This is a genomic window from Lentzea atacamensis, assembly GCF_003269295.1.
GTDB lineage: Bacteria > Actinomycetota > Actinomycetes > Mycobacteriales > Pseudonocardiaceae > Lentzea > Lentzea atacamensis.
This window is the reverse complement of record NZ_QLTT01000002.1, coordinates 682526-701372: the sequence shown is the minus strand read 5'-3', so window position 1 is coordinate 701372 and position 18847 is coordinate 682526. Positions and strand designations below refer to the sequence as shown.

The 18847-nt window shown below is 68.3% G+C and carries 17 protein-coding genes; 9 read left to right on the top strand and 8 right to left on the bottom strand.

Annotation, left to right across the window (positions count from 1 at the left end; translation table 11 throughout):
* The first annotated feature begins 109 nt into the window (after positions 1-109).
* Both C8D87_RS12285 and C8D87_RS12280 read left to right on the top strand, forming a co-directional pair.
* Entirely contained in the window at positions 110-769 is a 660-nt protein-coding gene (locus C8D87_RS12285) for an AAC(3) family N-acetyltransferase (protein ID WP_325049659.1), read from the top strand.
* Between the two features lie 8 nt (positions 770-777).
* Positions 778-1023, top strand: a complete 246-nt coding sequence (locus tag C8D87_RS12280) for a hypothetical protein (protein ID WP_146771691.1) — start codon at positions 778-780, stop codon at positions 1021-1023.
* Positions 1024-1047: 24 nt separating this feature from the next.
* Here the strand turns inward: C8D87_RS12280 and C8D87_RS12275 are convergent, their stop codons facing one another.
* Positions 1048-1422 (bottom strand): hypothetical protein, encoded by a 375-nt coding sequence (locus C8D87_RS12275; RefSeq protein WP_112226722.1) that lies wholly within the window; start codon positions 1420-1422, stop codon positions 1048-1050.
* 142 nt (positions 1423-1564) lie between these two features.
* On the opposite strand from C8D87_RS12275, the gene C8D87_RS12270 reads away from it, so the two are divergent.
* Together C8D87_RS12270 and C8D87_RS12265 are read left to right on the top strand one after the other, a co-directional pair.
* Positions 1565-2062: a SigE family RNA polymerase sigma factor gene (locus C8D87_RS12270; protein WP_112226721.1), complete on the top strand. Its 498-nt coding sequence runs from the start codon at positions 1565-1567 to the stop codon at positions 2060-2062.
* Positions 2059-2850, top strand: coding sequence for a hypothetical protein (locus C8D87_RS12265; protein ID WP_112226720.1), 792 nt, complete (start codon positions 2059-2061; stop codon positions 2848-2850). Before C8D87_RS12270 ends, C8D87_RS12265 begins: the two co-directional genes overlap by 4 nt.
* A 531-nt stretch (positions 2851-3381) precedes the next feature.
* Here C8D87_RS12265 and C8D87_RS12260 read toward each other — a convergent pair.
* Both C8D87_RS12260 and ddaH read right to left on the bottom strand, forming a co-directional pair.
* Entirely contained in the window at positions 3382-3744 is a 363-nt protein-coding gene (locus tag C8D87_RS12260) for a DUF4279 domain-containing protein (protein ID WP_170166404.1), read from the bottom strand.
* Between the two features lie 386 nt (positions 3745-4130).
* Positions 4131-4943 (bottom strand): dimethylargininase, encoded by an 813-nt coding sequence (gene ddaH / locus C8D87_RS12255; protein WP_233442100.1) that lies wholly within the window; start codon positions 4941-4943, stop codon positions 4131-4133.
* A gap of 147 nt (positions 4944-5090) precedes the next feature.
* On the opposite strand from ddaH, the gene C8D87_RS12250 reads away from it, so the two are divergent.
* The 4 genes from C8D87_RS12250 to C8D87_RS12235 all read left to right on the top strand — a co-directional run bounded on the left by C8D87_RS12250 (position 5091) and on the right by C8D87_RS12235 (position 9440).
* The gene (locus tag C8D87_RS12250; protein WP_109628898.1) at positions 5091-5531 is read left to right on the top strand and encodes an Lrp/AsnC family transcriptional regulator; all 441 of its coding nucleotides are present in this window, start codon (positions 5091-5093) and stop codon (positions 5529-5531) included.
* A 72-nt stretch (positions 5532-5603) separates the two neighbouring features.
* Entirely contained in the window at positions 5604-6344 is a 741-nt protein-coding gene (locus C8D87_RS12245) for an enoyl-CoA hydratase (RefSeq protein ID WP_112226718.1), read from the top strand.
* Positions 6345-6555: 211 nt separating this feature from the next.
* Positions 6556-8394 carry a 2-oxoacid:acceptor oxidoreductase subunit alpha gene (locus C8D87_RS12240; RefSeq protein ID WP_112226717.1) on the top strand — a complete coding sequence of 613 codons (1839 nt, stop codon included), beginning with the start codon at positions 6556-6558 and terminating at the stop codon, positions 8392-8394.
* Positions 8391-9440 carry a 2-oxoacid:ferredoxin oxidoreductase subunit beta gene (locus C8D87_RS12235; protein ID WP_109628904.1) on the top strand — a complete coding sequence of 350 codons (1050 nt, stop codon included), beginning with the start codon at positions 8391-8393 and terminating at the stop codon, positions 9438-9440. Before C8D87_RS12240 ends, C8D87_RS12235 begins: the two co-directional genes overlap by 4 nt.
* 60 nt (positions 9441-9500) lie before the next feature.
* Here the strand turns inward: C8D87_RS12235 and C8D87_RS12230 are convergent, their stop codons facing one another.
* Complete coding sequence (locus tag C8D87_RS12230; protein ID WP_112226716.1) at positions 9501-11681, bottom strand: sunset domain-containing protein; 2181 nt, start codon at positions 11679-11681, stop codon at positions 9501-9503.
* A 145-nt stretch (positions 11682-11826) separates the two neighbouring features.
* Between C8D87_RS12230 and rarD the strand changes: the two genes are divergently transcribed.
* Complete coding sequence (gene rarD / locus C8D87_RS12225) at positions 11827-12750, top strand: EamA family transporter RarD (protein WP_112226715.1); 924 nt, start codon at positions 11827-11829, stop codon at positions 12748-12750.
* Between the two features lie 3 nt (positions 12751-12753).
* Here rarD and C8D87_RS12220 read toward each other — a convergent pair whose 3' ends face one another.
* Genes C8D87_RS12220 through nuoL form a run of 4 tightly spaced genes read right to left on the bottom strand, consistent with a single transcriptional unit; the run spans position 12754 to position 18847 of the window.
* Complete coding sequence (locus tag C8D87_RS12220) at positions 12754-13719, bottom strand: polyprenyl synthetase family protein (protein ID WP_233439230.1); 966 nt, start codon at positions 13717-13719, stop codon at positions 12754-12756.
* A gap of 55 nt (positions 13720-13774) precedes the next feature.
* Positions 13775-15346 (bottom strand): NADH-quinone oxidoreductase subunit NuoN, encoded by a 1572-nt coding sequence (gene nuoN / locus C8D87_RS12215; protein WP_109628911.1) that lies wholly within the window; start codon positions 15344-15346, stop codon positions 13775-13777.
* Position 15347: 1 nt separating this feature from the next.
* Positions 15348-16916, bottom strand: a complete 1569-nt coding sequence (locus C8D87_RS12210; RefSeq protein WP_112226714.1) for an NADH-quinone oxidoreductase subunit M — start codon at positions 16914-16916, stop codon at positions 15348-15350.
* The gene (nuoL, locus tag C8D87_RS12205; RefSeq protein WP_233439082.1) at positions 16913-18847 is read right to left on the bottom strand and encodes an NADH-quinone oxidoreductase subunit L; all 1935 of its coding nucleotides are present in this window, start codon (positions 18845-18847) and stop codon (positions 16913-16915) included. The genes C8D87_RS12210 and nuoL overlap by 4 nt, the downstream gene beginning before the upstream one ends.

Below are 18847 nucleotides of genomic sequence, written 5' to 3'. Positions count from 1 at the left end.
CCTCCTGACGAACTGGCGAAGCTGTCTGTTAGTTCGGCGTAAGCCCGGCGGTTGTTATGGGTTAGCTGGACGACCACGCGATCGAGTGACGTGGTCACGTTCTGTAGTTATGGATGGGGACATGGCGCCGACCTGCGAGAACTTGATCGCTGGATGGCGTGCTTGTGGAGCGGTCGGCGACGTTCCCCTGATCGTGCATTCGTCGCTTTCCCGTCTCGGAGAGGTGTACGGAGGCGCGGCCACCGTGGTTCAGAGCTTGTTGGCCGTAACCCCGACGCTCGTCGTTCCGGCGTTCCGCAACGCCCCGATGGGCGCTGTTTCGGCGTACGTCGAAGCGGTGCCTTCCGCGCTGCTGTCCTCGCACCCGGTCGTGCCGGTGGCGGCGGTCGGTCCCGATGCCGCGGCGATCGTCCGGGCGCAGCCGTTGGCGTTCGCGTTGGGGGCGGGGTCGCCGTTCGACGTCCTGCACTCGCTGGGCGGGCAGATCCTGCTGATCGGCGTTGATCACACGCGGAACAGCTTCCTGCACCACTGCGAGGCGCTCACGCCGTCGCCGCGGCTGCAGAAGCGGGTGATGGGGCCGGAGCTCGTGGTGGACGACGTGGCTGGGGACTACGGGCGGTTCTTTCCCGTCGTGGGGCGGGAGTTCGAGGAGGCGTTCGGGGTTGAGTCGCGGATGGCGGGTGGGGCGGAGTGCCGACTTCTGCCCGTGCGGCCGTTCCGGGAGTTCGCCGTTCGCCGGTTGACCGAGCTCCTCGCCTCGGCATGATGCCGCTCGTGGGAGATCGTGAGGAGCGGCGCCGGGCTGCTCGGGAAGCCGTGGTGCAGGCACGTCTGGAGGCTCAGCGCCCGTGGTGGCAGAAGCGCTTCCTCGCGTGGCTGACCGCAGCGCCGCGGCGGCTGTGGCGGGGCCTCAAATGGTGGGGCGTCGAGCTGGCCGAGGTGCTGCTGTGGTGGGCGGCCCTCGCACTGGTGCTCGCCGTCGGGCTGCTCATCTGGTGGGCCTGGCAGACCCTGTTCTAGCGCTGCTGCTCATGTATCTCGAAGCTAGCGGTTGCGCCGCTGCTCCAGTGCCTTGAGCACCCAGTCCGGGCTGTCGCCTGCGTTGTCGTTGAACGCGATCGCGGCCTCCGGCTGGTGCCAATGCACGAGGTTGACGACCAACTGGAAGAGCTCGAGCAGGCCCGGCCCCTTACGAATGCCGCCGCCAACGACCACCGCGTCGTACTGCCGTTGCTGGAGCCGCTCGACGAGTTTGGCTTCGGCGCCGCCCAGTTCGGCGAAGTCGATCAGGAAGAGGTCCTCGGCGAGGCCCAGCTCGGCGAAGGCCTTGCTGCCCTGCTCGATGGCCGCGGCGACGGGCTGCGGGTCGAAGCCGGGGATGGTGTGCGGGTCGAAGCCGATCACGAGGATGTTGGGCACCCCTTCGACGCTACGCCGTAGATCATTCGGCCAGGCCGGTGCGGAGTGAGGGCTCTCGGCAGTCGTTGAGAGACCGGATGCAACGTTGGGGGTCACTTCTCCATTAGGGGTGCGAAATCGAGGTCGAGTCGATGATCGGGAGTTGCCGGTGGAGTTCGCTGAGTACGTGGCAAGGCAGCGTCCCGCGCTGATGCGGTTCGCCACGGTCCTGACCTGCCGGACGTGGCTGGCCGAGGAGCTGGTGAGCGATGTGCTGGGCCGGGCGTTCGAGCGCTGGGAACGGATCTCGGGAATGGACGAGCCGCACGCCTACGTGCGGCGGATGGTCGTCAACGAGTACCTGTCCTGGCGCAGAAGGCTGACCCGCATGTCCCCGCGGGCCGAGGTCGAGCCGAGGGTGATCTCCGACGGCGCGGACGAGCGGGCCGAGCGGGACGCGATGATCCGCCGTCTCGCCGGCCTGCCCAGGAAACAGCGCGCGGCCGTGGTGCTGCGCTACTACGCGGGCCTGTCCGACAGGGAGATCGCCACACAGCTGGGGTGCCGGGAACCGACCGTACGCAGCCAGATCCACCGGGCGCTCAACGCTCTGCGTATCGACCTCACCGCCACCGCCCCCACCTTTCAGGAGACCTCATGAGTGACCTGCGCACCCTCCACGACGCCTTCGCCGAACTGGATCGGCGTGCCGACGCCGCGGCCGCGGGCACGGCCCCGATCGTGCGGCCGCGGCGGGCCGTGCGGCTGGTACCCGTCGCGGCCACCGTCGTCGCGGTGGCGTGCCTGGTCGCGGGTGCGGTGTGGCTGGTGCCGGGCGACTCGGGCACGCACACCGCCAGCCCGCCGGCCACCTCGTCGATCGGACCGTCCACGACAACGGCCCGCGACCCGATCCCCACCTCGCCGGATGACCTGGTCGCCCGGTTCAAGGTGGTGCTCGGCGACACCGCTACGTTCGAGGCGGAGCAGAAGATGGGTATACCGGCGCCTCGCCCGTCCAAGCAGCCGGGGACAGCGCAGCCGGGGACAGGAGTGACTGCGACACCCCTGGAGGGCCCGAGCATCGGCTCGTTCATCGCCGGCACCCTGACCTCCGCAAGGGGCGCCGGGCGCTTCGGCCTGATGATGCAGCCCAGCGAATCCGAGCCCAGCGACTGGTGCAAGCTTTCCCGCAAGAAGGATTGTGTTGTCAGCACGCTGCCCGACGGTTCCCGGCTGGCGACCGGGACCGCGCGGCCGGCTCCCGGCGCGGAGTCGTACTTTGCCGGCCTCAAGCGGCCTGACGGGACGATGATCGTCATGGACGTCAGCAACCAGGAGGACCCCGCGGGCGCTGTGCCCGAATCGCCGGGCGGTCGGATCTACTCGCCGCAGCCGCCGCTGACGTTCGAGCAGCTGAAGGCGATCGTCACCTCCGACAAGTGGTGACGAGGTTCGTGATGGCCGGCCACCTCGGTGGCCGGCCATCAGTCACTTCTCGGCCAGAAGGCGATCCAGCTACGGGAGGTCCAACGACAAGATCGCGTGACAACGCCCGTCGTTCACTGCCGGACAGTGACGGAGCCACACCAGGCCAGAACAGGCGCTAGGAGGCAGGGCGCCTCCACAGGAACCGCTCCACCCGGCGGCCGGACTGCAACAGCTCGTCGCGGCTCCTCACCAGAGTTCGTCGTGGTGGAGTCGGGTTGATGGGGTTCAGGGTCGGACTGCGGATCCGGGCCTGGGCCAGAGTCGAGGTTGGAATCCACGCCCTGGTCGGCGTCCGCACAGGAATCCGAGTCGGCGTCAGACCTGACGTCCGGGATCGGGTCTCCGGTGGCACCTCGGTCCTGATCCGGCGCCGACTTCGGCTCTGGATCTGCCTCCGGTTCCGACGGTCTCGCCACACGCAGTTCCTCGCGCGACGCCGGTTCCCGGGCCAGGAGAACAACGGCGACGCCGGGTGAGCACTCGGAGGAGTCAGTACAGGTCAAAACCGATGTCGAGGTTGAGAGCGCTCAGCCTGCGGATCAGGTCGGACCCGAGAGTGAAGCCACCCTGCGAGTCGTCAGCTGTGAACACGCCGCAGAAGACATCGATCTGGACCTTGTCCCCGAGTGCGTCGAACTCACGACTGTGCGCCTCGACGAACGTGACGAGTTCCGCAACGTGTTCGTCGAGTGGTTGCGTGCGCAGCGCAGCGCTCCCGAGAGACCAGTGAGCGTTTGTCCGGCGAGGACCGTCAGGGCGGCGTGGACTCACCAAGTCGCCGATGTCATAGCCCCTGGTGGGTTCGCCAAGTACCGCAACGAGTTCCGTCAACGTCAGCGACTCGCTGAACACCCTCAGCGACGCCGTGTACTCGTGTTGCTCTTGCCCAGTCATCAGACGTCCCCCTCACGTCGTCCGATTTTCGCGTCAGCGCCGAGAGCACGGGACTGCGCGCGAAGATGCTGGCCAAGTCGACACGGGCGGCACCTCCCAGGAGGACTACGGCGACGCCGAGTGAGGGCCGTTTTGGCAGGTAGGCTCATATGAGAACGCCCCGAGCAATGATCTTGCTCGGGGCGTTTCTTGTTCCGTGCATGTTCCGTGAGCCGTGGCAGGCCGCCGCAGAGAGCGGCAGACGGTGACCTGCCGACGCCGACGACATTGGCAGCATCAGAGCAGGTCAACCGGTGTTTAGGCCTTCACGCAGGAACAGCGGAACGGCACTGCGTGGGCGAGGTCTAGCCGCGCAGTTCCATCGTGCAGCACTTCGGGCCGCCGCCCGACTTGCGCAGTTCCGAGATGTCCACGAGCACGGGCTCGAACCCGCGGCGTGCCACCTGCTCGGCCAGGTGAGTGGCCTCGACCGGCATGACGACGTGCTTGCCGTCGGACACGGCGTTCAGACCCAGGCAGACCGCGTCGTCGTCGTTGGCGATCACGGCGTCCGGGAAGAGGCGGCGCAGCACCTGCTGGGAGCCCGGTGAGAAGGCTTCCGGGTAGTAGGCGACCAACGGAGAAGGAGACTGGTCGTCGAGCATGAACAGGGCCACGTCGAGGTGGTAGAAGCGCGGGTCCACCAGCTGCAGGGAGACGACCGGGACGCCCAGGACCTCTTGGGCCTCTGAGTGCGCGCCGGGGTCCGTGCGGAAGCCCGTGCCGGCCAGGAGGAGCTGCCCGGTCCAGGTGAAGTCGCCTTCGGCCTCGTTCACGGCGGTGGGCATCACGACGGACTTGTAGCCCGACGCGAGGAACCAGCGGCGGAAGTGGTCGGCCTCGGCGGCTCGCTGGGCGGCTCGGAAGCGGGAGCCCAGGACTCGGCCGTCGATGACGGTTCCGCTGTTGGCGGAGAAGACCATGTCCGGGAGGCCGGGGATCGGGTCGATGACGTTGACCTCGTGGCCGAGGCGCTCGTAGGTCTCCTTCAGGGCGGTCCACTGCTCGACGGCCAGGGTCGTGCTGGTGGGCTGGGTGGGATCCATCCACGGGTTGATGGCGTACTCCACCGTGAAGTACGTCGGCGGGCACATGAGGTACCGACGGGTCGTCGGCATGCGCGTCGGCGCGAGGGGCTGCGCGATGTCGAGCGTGATCGGCTCGCCGGGCCCGGAGATGGATACGGTCATGGATCGAAATGTAAAGGTGAGCTGGACCCTCGAACAACGCCGCGATATTGCGTGAACTAGGGCAGAATGTTGCGTGTGGACAGCATCGACCAGCGAATCATTTCGTGCCTCATGGCCAACGCTCGATCCAGCTACGCGGAGATCGGCAAGGAGGTGGGGCTGAGTGCGCCCGCGGTGAAGCGGCGGGTGGACAAACTGCTGGACAACGGGGTTCTGCGGGGGTTCACGGCCGTTGTGGACCCCGAGGCGCTCGGGTGGGGTACCGAGGCGTTCGTCGAGGTGCACTGCAAGGGAAACGTCGCGCCGCACGACATCCAGCACCGGCTGGAGCCGATGGCCGAGGTGAGCGCTGCTTACACGGTGTCCGGAGCGGCGGACGCGATCGTGCACCTCCGGGCCGCTGACATCCATCACCTGGAGACCGCGCTGGAACGGCTCAGGGCCGTGGAGATCATCGACCGGACCGTGTCGACGGTGGTGCTGTCCCGGCTCCTGGACCGGCCGCTGGCACCGTAGTGCCGTGGCCGTCAGCCTTGCCCCGTATTTCGCCGGTCAGACGGGTGCATCGCGGCACTACAGTTCGGGGCCATGGCTGAGGTTCTGCTCGAGCACAACGATTCCGTCGCCGTGATCACGATCAACGATCCGGACCGGCGCAACGCACTGACCGTCGACCTGTCGCAGGAGCTCGCGGACAAGGTCGCGGAGGCGGAGCGCGAGGCCAACGCGCTGATCATCACGGGAGCGCCGCCCGCGTTCTGCGCCGGCGCGGACCTCACGCAGCTCGGCAACTCCAAGGACGAAGGCCTCCGCCTGATCTACAAGGGATTCCTGGCAGTGGCCAACGCCACGATCCCCACCATCGCGGCGGTCAACGGGGCCGCGGTCGGGGCCGGCTTGAACCTCGCGCTCGCGGCCGATCTGAGGGTCGCGGGGCCGAAAGCGCGGTTCGACGCGCGGTTCCTCCAGCTCGGCATTCACCCCGGCGGCGGGATGACGTGGATGTTGCAGAAGATCACCAGCCGGCAGACCGCGACCGCCATGACGCTCTTCGGGCAGATCCTCGACGCCGACGAGGCGGTCGCGAAAGGGCTCGCGTACGCGAAGGCCGAAGACCCACTCGCAGTAGCAAAAGAGCTGGCCAAGGCGGCTGCTGAGGCTCCGGCAGCACTCGTGCGGACCATCAAGGCGACCATGCGGACGACCGATGCAATGCACGACCACGCGGAAGCGGTTGAGACCGAGCTGCTGCCACAGGTCGCTTCGATCGACACTCCAGAGTTCGCTGCGAGGCTTGCCGCGATGAAGGCTCGGATCAGCGGACGTTAGGTGTTACCTTGGGTAACAGGTATCGAGGGTGACGTCTGCCGCATTCGGGTATCCGCTGGTAGTGCTGTGCTTACCGTTCAGTTAAGAACCCGGTGCGGCAGATGAGACCGTTTGTCTCGCCTGGTGGTACACGGCCGGTCTGGCGGGCGGTCCTGGCGACTACCCTCGATGTGGGGCACAGCCACCCTTGGAGAGAGGTATCGGCGTAGGAATGAGCACTGAGACCCGCAAGCTGGATCGCGTCGTGATCCGCTTCGCCGGCGACTCCGGTGACGGCATGCAGCTCACCGGAGACCGGTTCACGTCGGAAGCGGCGGCGTTCGGCAACGACCTCGCCACGCAGCCCAACTTCCCCGCCGAGATCCGCGCGCCCCAGGGCACCCTCCCCGGCGTTTCGTCGTTCCAGCTCCACTTCGCCGACTACGACATCCTGACGCCGGGCGACCGGCCGGACGTGCTCGTGGCGATGAACCCGGCTGCCCTCAAGGCGAACGTCGTCGACCTGCCGGACGGCGGCATCCTCATCGTCAACACCGACGAGTTCACGAAGCGGAACCTGACGAAGGTCGGTTACGACTCGAACCCGCTCGAGGACGACTCGCTCGACAAGTTCCAGGTGCACAAGGTCGCCATGGCGACGCTGACCATCGGCGCGCTGGAGGAGACCGGGCTCGGCAAGAAGGACGCCGAGCGCGCGAAGAACATGTTCGCGCTCGGTCTGCTCTCGTGGATGTACCACCGGCCCACGGAGGGCACGGAACGGTTCCTGCGCGAGAAGTTCGCGAAGAAGCCCGACATCGCCGAGGCCAACGTCCTGGCGTTCCGCGCCGGCTGGAACTACGGCGAGACCACGGAAGCCTTCGCCGTCACCTACGAGGTGGCGCCAGCGAAGCTGAACGTCGGCACCTACCGCCAGATCACCGGCAACACGGCGACGGCGTACGGCATCGTCGCGGCGGCGCAGCGCTCGAAGCTGCCCGTCGTGCTCGGCACGTACCCGATCACGCCGGCGTCGGACATCCTGCACGAGCTGAGCAAGCACAAGAACTTCGACATCACCACGGTGCAGGCCGAGGACGAGATCGCGGGCATCGGCATCGCCCTCGGCGCGTCCTACGGCGGTGCGCTCGGCGTGACGTCGACGTCGGGGCCCGGCATCGCGCTGAAGTCCGAGACCATCGGCCTCGCGGTGATGACAGAGCTGCCCCTGCTGGTGATCGACGTGCAGCGCGGTGGCCCGTCCACCGGTCTGCCGACCAAGACCGAGCAGGCCGACCTGCTGCAGGCGATGTTCGGCCGCAACGGCGAGTCGCCGGTGCCGATCGTCGCGCCGCAGTCCCCGTCCGACTGCTTCGACGCCGTGGTCGACGCCGCACGGATCGCGCTCAAGTACCGCACGCCGGTGCTGTTCCTCTCCGACGGCGCGGTCGCGAACGGTTCCGAGCCGTGGCTGATCCCGGACGTCGACTCGCTGCCGGACCTGTCGGTCGAGTTCGCGACGGACCCGGAGACGTTCCAGCCGTACGCGCGCGACCCCGAGACGCTGGCCCGGCCGTGGGCGGTGCCCGGTACTCCTGGTCTGCAGCACCGCATCGGCGGTCTGGAGAAGCAGGACATCACCGGCAACATCTCCTACGACCCGGAGAACCACGACCGGATGGTCCGCCTGCGCCAGGCGAAGATCGACGGCATCGAGGTTCCCGACGTCGTGGTCGACGAACCGGACGGCAACGCCCGAGTGCTCGTCGTCGGCTGGGGTTCGACCTACGGCCCGATCGGCGCCGCGGCACGCCGGGTCCGCAAGCTGGGCCTGCCGGTCGCGCACGCGCACCTCCGGCACCTCAACCCGTTCCCGAAGAACCTGGGTGAGGTGCTCCGGAAGTACGACAAGGTGATCGTGCCGGAAATGAACCTGGGCCAGCTGGCGTTGCTGTTGAGGGCGAAGTATCTGGTGGACGCCGTGTCGTACACCAAGGTGCAGGGCCTGCCCTTCAAGGCGGAGGAGCTGCAGGACGTGCTCGCTGACGTGATCAAGGGGGTGTCGGCGTGACTGCGATCGACCTCGGGATCCCCGGTTTGACCGGAGTTCCCACCACCGACGAGAAGCAGACGGCCAAGGACTACAAGTCGGACCAGGAAGTCCGCTGGTGCCCCGGCTGCGGTGACTACGTGGTGCTCAACGCCGTGCAGTCGTTCCTGCCGTCGCTGGGTCTCAAGCGCGAGAACATCGTGTTCGTCTCGGGCATCGGGTGCTCGTCCCGCTTCCCGTACTACATGAACACCTACGGCATGCACTCCATCCACGGCCGTGCGCCTGCCATCGCCACGGGTCTCGCCGTGGCGCGGCCGGACCTGAGCGTGTGGGTGGTGACCGGTGACGGCGACGCGCTGTCCATCGGCGGCAACCACCTGATCCACACGTTGCGGCGCAACGTGAACCTCAAGATCCTGCTGTTCAACAACCGGATCTACGGCCTCACCAAGGGCCAGTACTCACCGACCTCCGAGGAAGGCAAGGTCACCAAGTCGACCCCGCTCGGGTCGCTCGACCACCCGTTCAACCCGGTGTCGCTGGCGCTGGGCGCGGAGGCCTCGTTCGTCGGTCGCGCGATCGACTCGGACAAGGCCGGTCTGACCTCGGTGCTGCGCCAGGCGGCAGAGCACCGCGGTTCGGCGCTCGTCGAGATCTACCAGAACTGCCCGATCTTCAACGACGGCGCGTTCGACGTGCTGAAGGACGCGGACGAGGCACAGCGGCGGATCATCAACGTCGTCGACGGCGAGCCGATCCGCTTCGGCCGTGAGGGCGAGTACTGCGTGATCCGCGAGGGCTTCGGGCTCGCGGTCGCCAAGTCCGCGGACGTCGACGCCTCGGACATCGTCATCCACGACGCGTCGGACCTGAACCTGTCGTTCGCGCTCTCGCGGCTGTCGACGCAGGACCTCACGCACACCGTCACCGGTGTGTTCCGGCGGGCGGACCGGCCCACGTACGACGACAGCGCGCGGGCACAGGTCAACGAGGCCAAGGCCACGAAGGCGGCGGACCTGAGCAAGCTGTTGCACGGCAAGGACACCTGGACCGTGGTCGGCTGACCCGGACTACGCGAAAAGGCCCGCCAGCGCGCTGCTGGCGGGCCCTTTTCGCGTCAAGGGTCAGGGCGCCGGGCGGAAACCCGCCTTCTCGGCGTCGGCCTCGGTGCGGAACCACACGTCGGCGCGGGTCTCCACGAAGTTCGCGGAGCCCTCGGTGTAGTACCGGCGACCGGTCAGCGTCGCCTTCACCGCGAAGTCCGCCGCGGGCGCCAGGCCGTCCGACTTCGGCAGCACCGAGCCGGGACCGAACGGCGAGCGCGGGTTGAAGCCCTCCGGCTGCTGGAACCGCGACGAGCCGGGAGCGCCGTTGGGACGTCCGCCCGTGGACGGCGAGTAGCCGACGGGGCGCGGGCGGGACGGCAGGGCTGCTGCGGGTGCGGGCGGAGCCTCCTGCTTCGGCGACTCGAAGGCCGCGAACGCCGCGAAGCTCTGCTGCCGCTGCTGGGTCGTGCGGCGAGCCTCGCGGATCGGCAGGCCGGCCTCGGTGACGCGCTGCGGCAGGTCGGTCGGCTCCGGTTCGGGTTCCGGCTCCGGCGGCGCGGCGAGCAGGGGCTCGTCGCTCGGGACGAACTTCGGCACGAACGGCTGGTCGTCGCTGGGTGCTTCCGGGAGCTGGCGGGTCTGGCCCAGCGGGGGCAGCGGCTCGTCGGCGTCGAGCAGCGGCTCGAACAGCGAGCGCGGGCGGTCGGCGACGGGTTCTGGCTTGGCCGGGGCCTTCGGCGCATCCACGGCGTGGTCGAAGGCGGCGGCGACGGCACGGGGCTGGCGCCCGGTGGTCTCCATCTCCGTCTCCGCCGGTGCGCCGAACGCCGAGAACGGCGCGGGGGCGGGGGCACCGGGGGCGCTGAAGGGCTGGGCGTAGGCGGCCGGCTCGGCGACGGGCTCCGGGTGACGCGAAGGCAGCGGCTCGGCCTGGTACGACGGCTGCGGCTCGGCCTGGTACGCCGGCTGGGGGTCGGCGTCGAACGTCGGCTGCGGCTCCTGGCTGCGCGACGGCAGCGGCTCAGCTTGGTACGACGGCTGCGGCTCGGCCTCGTACGACGGCTGGGGCTCGGCCTCGAACGACTGCTGAGTCTCACCGCTGAACTGCGGCTCGTCGCGGAATCCGGGGCCCGCGTGCGACGAGGGCTGCGGCTCCTCGTGGAAGGACTCGGGCTCCGGCTCGAACTCCTCGCGCTCCTCCGGCTCACGCCGGGCGTGCGCGGGCGCCGTCTCGGGCTCCGGCTCCGTGAAGCCGGGCTCCTCGGCCAGCGTCGACTCGAAGACGCCGTTGCGGGCGTGCGGCGCGTCCAGGTCGAGCGGCTCGACCATGGTCTGCTCGGCCGGGGTTTCCGGCTCGGCGAAGCCGTCCAGCTGGCCGGAGATCTCGTCGCGCAGGCCGGGGTACTCGCCGGTGAGGTCGTTGGCGGGCCAGGAGCTCTCCTCGACGGCGATGTACGTCGTCTGCTCGGAGCGCGTACCCGTGGGCTCGTCGTCCTCCTGCTCGGCGGCCTCGTCGAGGAACGCCTCCTGCTCCTGCTCCGCCCAGACCTCGCGCGGCTGGTAGATGAAGTCGTCGACGTGCTCGTCGACCTCCGGCGGCGCGGTCGGCTCGTGCGCGGGCGGCGCGACCTCGGCGGTCGGCGCCACGGTGGGCACGAACGACGTCTGCTCGGCGGGGAGCTCCGGCTCGTCGTCGAAGTCGGCGGCTTCGAGGCCGGAGCGCGGGAAGACCGTGGTCATCTCGGCCGGCGTCTCCTCCGGAGCGGGCTCCGGGGAGAGGCGCTCGAACAGCGAGCGCGGGCGGTCGTCCTCGTCGGTGTCGGCCAGTGCCTGCTGCTCGGCCAGCTGCTCCTCGAACCGGCGCTGCGCCTCGTCCGCCTCCATGTACTGGCGGACCGGGGTGACCGGCTCCTGCTCGACCGGCTCTTCCTCGGCCGGAGCAGGCGGCTCCTCGGCAACGGGAGCCTGCACGGGCTCACCGAAGTAGGCAGGCGGCTCCACGTAAGGAGCGGGCGCGGGCGGCGTGAGCACCTCGTCGCTCAGCGAACGCGGCGGAGTGTCGTGCCACTCGTCCACTTCGAAGTCGTCGACGGGGACGGGCGCCGGGATCGGGGCCGCCGACCGGCGCGCGTCCAGAAGTTGATCTTCGAGGTCAGCGACCTGCTTGCGCGCGGGCCGGACCATCACCAGCCAGGTGAGCAGCGCTCCCGCGACGAACGCGAGCAAGCTCCACAGCCAGACCTGCCCGAAGACATTCACGGGTAAGCCCCTTCTACGACCACGCTCCGACCCCACTCACTCGGAAGGGTGAGCATGGCCAAACTACAGTGCCTTTGATGATGCTCCGTCACTACGCCGTTCAGCGCAAACAAGCGGAGGAAACGCCAGCGTAGAGTGGCATTTTGTGCCCCCTCTGACGACTTCTTCCATCAGTTCGCCAGAAGTTCACACCCAGGGGCGAGGCGTCACGTACGGCGCACTGGCCTACGTCCTTTGGGGCCTGTTCCCGGCCTATTGGCCACTCCTCGTGCCCGCACAGCCGGTCGAGGTGCTCGCACACCGGATCGTCTGGTCGTTCACAACACTCGCCATCGCCGTCGCGATCCTCCGGCGGTGGCGTCCTTTCCTTGACTTATCAGGAAAAGGCTGGCTCATCGTTACCGCCGCCGCCGTGTTGATCACGGTGAACTGGGGAACGTACATCTACGCCGTCAACAGCCAGCACGTGGTCGAGTCGGCGCTCGGCTACTTCATCACGCCGTTGGTCACCGTGGCCCTCGGCATGATCTTCCTGAAGGAACGGCTGCGGCTGCCGCAGATCGTCGCGATCGGCGTGGTCGTCGTCGCTGTGATCGTGCTCACCGTCGACTACGGCAGGCTGCCGGTGATCTCGCTCGTCCTGGCCGGCTCGTTCGGCATCTACGGGCTGCTCAAGAAGAAGGTGCCGCTGGACGCCATCTCCAGCCTCACCGCGGAGAGCGCGGTGATCGCCCCGATCGCGGTGGTCTACCTGCTCGTGCTCGGCAGCGCCAACACCTTCACGACCGAAGGCACCGGCCACACGCTGTTGATCCTCAGCACCGGCATCGTCACGGCGGTCCCGCTGGTGCTGTTCGGAGCCGGCGCGCAACGGGTTCCGCTGATCACCATGGGCATGCTGCAGTACCTCGCACCGGTCCTGCAGTTCGCCTGGGGCGTGTTCGTCGTGAAGGAACCCATGCCGCCCAGCCGGTGGATCGGGTTCGCCCTCGTGTGGCTCGCCCTCGCGATCTTCACGGTCGACGCGGTGCGGAACCGGCGCAAGCAGCTGCTCGCGCCGGTCGAGTAACCCCTAGCGGGAACGGGCCACCACGTAGGTGGCGAGCTCCTCCAGCGCGTCCCTCGCGGCGCACGGCGGCAGCTTGCCCAGCTCCGTGCGGGCCCGGTCCGCGTACTCGTCCAGGGTCTCCCGCGCGCGGTCCATGCCCGACGACGCACGCAGCAACGACAGCGCCTCGTCCACCAGCGCGTCGTCGGTGATCGGCCCCGCCAGCAGCTCGGCGAGCCGCTTCTCGGACGGGTCCGCGAGCGCGTAGAGCATCGGCAGCGTCTTCACGCCCTCGCGCAGGTCGGTGCCGGGCGTCTTGCCGGACTCGACCGACGGCGAGGCGATGTCGATGACGTCGTCGGAGATCTGGAACGCCGCCCCGATCACCTCGGCGTACGCGCGCAGCGCGTCGATCTGCTCGTCGGTGGCGTCGGAGAACATGCCGCCGAACCGTGCCGCGGTGGCGATCAGCACACCGGTCTTCTCCTCGATCACCTTCAGGTAGTGGGAGATCGGGTCCTCGCCCGGCTGGGGGCCGACGGTCTCCCGCATCTGGCCGGTCACCAGGACCGAGAAGGTCTCCGCGATGATCCGCGCCGCCACCGTCCCCAGATCAGCGGTGAGCCGTGACGCGTGGGCGAAGAGAAAGTCGCCCGTCAGAATCGCGATGCTGTTGTCCCACTTGGCGTTCGCGGACACCGCGCCGCGCCGCATGGTCGCCTCGTCCATGACGTCGTCGTGGTAGAGCGTGGCGAGGTGCGTGAGCTCGACCACAGTGGCCGCCTTGATGACCTTCTCGCGGTCCCACTCGGCGCCGAACTGGGAGGCCAGCAGTGTGAAGAGCGGGCGGATCCGCTTTCCGCCCGCCTCCACAAGGTGAAGCGAGGTTTCCGTCACCGGGTGGAACTCGCTCTGCACGACGTCGTGCAGGATGCGCTCCACCTCGGCCAGACCGTCCTGGACTACCTCGGTGAGCACGGGGTCCACCAACGCGAACCCCGGTCCCTCATGCTCGCTACTGGTCACACCAGCAGACTACGTACACCTAGCTGAGGAAGGTGCCGGTACCCGCCCAATCGAGCACGAACGTGGGCCACAAACCCAGCACCAGGGTCACGACGGCGCCCAGCGTGATCGCGATCGTGGTGAACGCACCGGGCACGCTGACGGTCGGACCATCCGGCGCCGGGTCGCTGAAGTACATCAGCACGATCACCCGCAGGTAGAAGAACGCCGCGACGGCCGAGGCCACCAGGGCGATCACGACGAGCGGGGTCAGGCCGGCCTCGATCGCCGCGCTGAACACGACGAACTTGCCGATGAAGCCGGACGTCAGCGGAATGCCGGCCAGCGCCAGCAGCAGGAACGTGAAGACGCCAGCCACGATCGGCGACCGCTTCGCGAGACCCGCCCACTGCGACAGGTGCGTCGCCTCGCCGTCCGAGTTGCGGACCAGCGACACGATGCCGAACGCGGCGATCGTGGTGAAGCCGTACGCCAGCAGGTAGAACATGGTCGCGCTCACGCCCTCGCCGTCCGGCACCAGCGCGATCGAACCGATCAGCAGGAAGCCCGCGTGCGCCACCGACGAGTACGCGATCATGCGCTTCACGTCGGTCTGCGTGAGGCCCAGCACCGCGCCGATCACCATCGACACGACGGCGACGCCGTAGAGCACGCCGCGCCACTCCCACTGCGTGTTCTCGAACGCCACCGTGATCACGCGCAGGATGCCGCCGAACGCGGCGACCTTGGTGCACGCGGCCATGAACGCCGTCACCGGCGTCGGCGCGCCCTGGTACACGTCCGGGGTCCAGGCGTGGAACGGGCCGACCGCCGCCTTGAACAGCAGGCCCACCACCAGCAGGCCGAAGCCCGCGAACAGCAGCGTGTCGGAACGGTCCGTACCGGCCGCCGCCGCGGCGATGGACGAGAGCTTCACCGAGCCGGCGTAGCCGTACAGCAGAGCCACGCCGTACAGGAAGAACGCGGAGGCGAACGCACCGAGCAGGAAGTACTTCACGGCCGCTTCCTGCGAGAGCAGGCGGCGGCGGCGAGCCAGGCCGCACAACAGGTACAGCGGCAGCGACATGACTTCCAGCGCGATGAACATGGTCAGCAGGTCGTTCGACGCAACGAACGTCATCATGCCGCCGAGCGCGAACAGCGTGAGCGGGAAGACCTCGGTCTGCATGCCGGTCTTCGTCGCCTGAGCGCGGTCCTGGATGGTGCCGGGACGGATCGCGGCCTGGGCCACGAACGCGCCGCCGGGCTCCACCGAGCGGTCGGCGATCAGCAACACCGAGCCGAACGCCAGCACCAGCAACGTGGCCCACAGGAAGAGCGACGGCGAGTCGACCGCGACCGTGCCCGCCAGCGTCGCCACGCCCTGCTCAGGACGCTCCGAGACCGCGTAGAGGATCAACGCGCCGGTGGCCCCGACCAGCGTCAGGAGCGACAGCACGAGCTGCACCGCCCACCGCTGGTGCTTGGGGAGCAACGCTTCCAGCAGCACGCTGATGCACGCCGCGCCGAGCACGATGAGCACCGGCGCGATGGCACCGTAATGGATCTCCGGCGCCTCGATCTGCTGCGCCTGAGCGACGAGAAGGTTCACGTCACTTGCCTTCCTGCACGGAGACCGGGTCGGTCACGCCGACCTCGGTCAGCGTCGCCCCGACAGTCGGGGTGATGACGTCGAGCACCGGCTGCGGGTAGAAGCCGAGTGCCAGCACGATGACGACGAGCGGGGCCAGAACAGCGATCTCGCGCTTGGTCAGGTCGCCGATGGCCGTCTTCTTCTCCGGGTCGCCGACGGCGCCCGGACCAGCGGCAGCAGCCACGAGGGCGTCGCCGCGCAGCGGGCCGGTCATCATCCGCTGGTAGAGCCACAGCACGTAGAGCGCCGCGAGCACCATGCCGACCGTCGCGAGGATCGTCGCGACCGGCTGCGTCGGGAACGAGCCGATCAGCACGAGGAACTCGGAGACGAACGAGTTCGTGCCCGGAAGCGACAGCGTGGTCAGACCGGAGATCAGCAGCATGCCGGCGAGCAGCGGCGCCACCTTCGACATGCCGCCGTAGTCGGAGATCTGCGACGAACCACCGCGGGCGATCACCATGCCGATGACCAGGATCAGCATGCCGGTCGAGATCGAGTGGTTGAGCATGTACGACACCGAGCCCACGCCGGCCTGCGACGTGAACGCGAAGATGCCGAGCGCGATGAAGCCGAAGTGCGCGATCGAGACGTACGCGAGGAACCGCTTCATGTCCCGCTGGCCCGTGGCGAGCAGCGATCCATAAAGGACACCGGCCACCGCGAGCACCAGGATGTACGGCGCCAGGTTCTTCGACGCCTCCGGGAACATCGGCAGCAGGTAACGCAGCATGCCGAACGTGCCGACCTTGTCCAGGATGCCGACGACGATCACCGTGACGCCGATCGGCGCCTCTGCGGCCGCGTCCGGCAGCCAGGTGTGGAACGGCACCAGCGGCGCCTTGATCGCGAACGCCAGGAAGAAGCCGAGGAACAGCCAGGTCTGCGTCGTCGGGTCGGCGTCGCGGACCACGGTCACCAGGGTCGCCCAGTCGAACGTGCCCTTGCCCAGCTCGTCCGACGCCATCGCGTAGGCGCCGATCGCGGAGGCCAGCATGATCAGGCCGCCGAGGAACGAGTACAGGAAGAACTTGACCGCCGCGTACTGCCTGCGCGCGCCGCCGTAGCCGCCGATCAGGAAGTACATCGGGATCAGCATGACCTCGAACAGCACGTAGAACAGGAAGACGTCGGTGGCGGCGAACACCGCGACCGTCACGGACTCCTGCACCAGGATCAGTGCGAGGTACCCGCCCTGGGAGCGGCCGGCGGGCAGCTTCTCCGTCCAGCCGGCACCGATCACCAGCGGGATCAGCAGTGCGATCACCGCGATCATCACCAGCGCGATGCCGTCGATGCCGAACGCCAGCTGCACACCGAACGCGGGGATCCAGTCGACCTTGGTCTCGAGCTGCAACCTCGAGCCGCCTGGGTCGTAGGCGGTCCACAGCAGAACAGCGAGTACCAGCTCGACGAGCGAGAACGCCAGTGCGACGAGCTTGGCCTTCTTGTCGTCCTTCCGCAGGAACGCCACCACCAGCGCGCCGACCAGCGGCACCACCAGCAGTGCGATCAGAACCCAGCTCACGAGAACCTCACCACCAGGAGCGCCCCGAGCACGAAGATCGAGCCCAGCAGCATGGACAGTGCGTAGGAGCGGACGAACCCGGTCTGCAGCCTGCGCAACCGGCCGGAGCTACCTCCGAGCAGCGCCGCGGTGCCGTTGACCAGACCGTCGACGCCCTTCAGGTCGAGGAACACCAGCGCGCGGGTGAGCCAGGTGCCCGGCCGCGCGAAGAGGGCCTCGTTCAGTGCGTTGCCGTAGAGGTCCGCACGAGCCGCGCGCACCGGGAACGACACCCGTGCCGGCCGCTCGACCGGCTGCGTGCCGCGGCCGAAGAGCAGGAACGCGAGACCGGCACCGACGAGCGAGAGCGCGACGGTGAGGATCCCGACCATGCCGTGCGAGAGAACGCCGTGCGACTCCTCGAGCTTGCCCAGCGAGGGCTCCAGCCATCCCGCCAGACGCCCGCCGGAGGAGAGGAACCAGCCGCCCGCCACCGAACCGACCGCCAGGATGATCATCGGAACGGTCATCGACAGCGGCGACTCGTGCGGGTGGTAGTCCCGGCCGTCCTCGGACTTCAGTTCCTTCCAGCGGGGCTTGCCCAGGAAGACGAGGATCAGCAGGCGCGTCATGTAGAACGCGGTCAGCGCGGCACCGAGCAGTGCGACGCCGCCGAAGACGTACCCGCGCCAGCCCTCCGCGCCGAACGCCGCCGCGATGATGGCGTCCTTCGAGAAGTAGCCGGCGAACGGCGGGATGCCGATCAGCGCGAGGTAGCCGAGCGTCCAGGTGACGAAGGTGATCGGCAGGAACTTGGCCAGACCGCCCATCCTGCGGATGTTGCCCTCGTCGTTCATGCCGTGCATGACCGAGCCGGCACCGAGGAAGAGTCCCGCCTTGAAGAAACCGTGCGTCAGCAGGTGCATGATGCCGAGCGCGTAACCGATCGGGCCGAGGCCCACCGCGAGGATCATGTAACCGATCTGCGAAACGGTCGAGTACGCCAGGACTTTCTTGAAGTCGTCGTAGGCGCAACCGATGATGCAACCGATCAGCAGCGTGACACCACCGATGATCATCACGACCAGGCGGCCGTCCGCGCTGAGGTTGTACAGCGGGTTGGCGCGGGCGATCAGGTACACACCCGCGGTGACCATCGTTGCCGCGTGGATCAGGGCGGACACCGGGGTCGGACCGGCCATGGCGTCCGGCAACCAGGCCTGCAGCGGGAACTGGCCGGACTTGCCGCAGGCACCCAGGAGCAGCAGCAGCGTGATCGCGAGAACCTCGGCGGACGAGAACTCGCTCACCCGGCTGAAGACCTCGGTGTACTGCGTGGTCCCGAGGCGGTTGAACATCATGAAGATCGCGATGGCCAGACCGAGGTCACCGACGCGGTTCATCAGGAAGGCCTTCTTGGCCGCCGACGCCGCATCCGGCTTGTACTGGTACCAGCCGATCAGCAGGTACGAGGCGAGACCGACGCCCTCCCAGCCGAAGTACAGGGTCACGAAACCGTTGCCCAGCACCAGCAGGAGCATCGCCGACACGAAGAGGTTCAGGTAGGCGAAGAACTTCCGCCTGCCTTCCTCGTGCGCCATGTAGCCGATCGAGTAGATGTGGATCAGCGAGCCGACACCGGTGATCAGCAGCACGAACGTGAGCGACAGCGGGTCGAGCCGCAGTCCGAACTCGACGGTCAGCGCGTTGACGTCGAGCCAGTTGAACAGGTGCACGTTCTGCACCCGCTCTTCCGGCGACAGGCCGAGCGTCGAGAAGAACAGCGCGAGTCCGTAGCCGAACGCGCCGAGGACGGTGGCGCAGCCGAGCAGGTGACCCCACTTGTCGGTGCGCTTGCCACCGACCAGCAGCACCGCCGCGCCGAACGCGGGCAGCGCCAACAAAAGCCAGGCGAGAGAAGCGATCCCGCTGGCGGCAACTGGTTCCGTCAC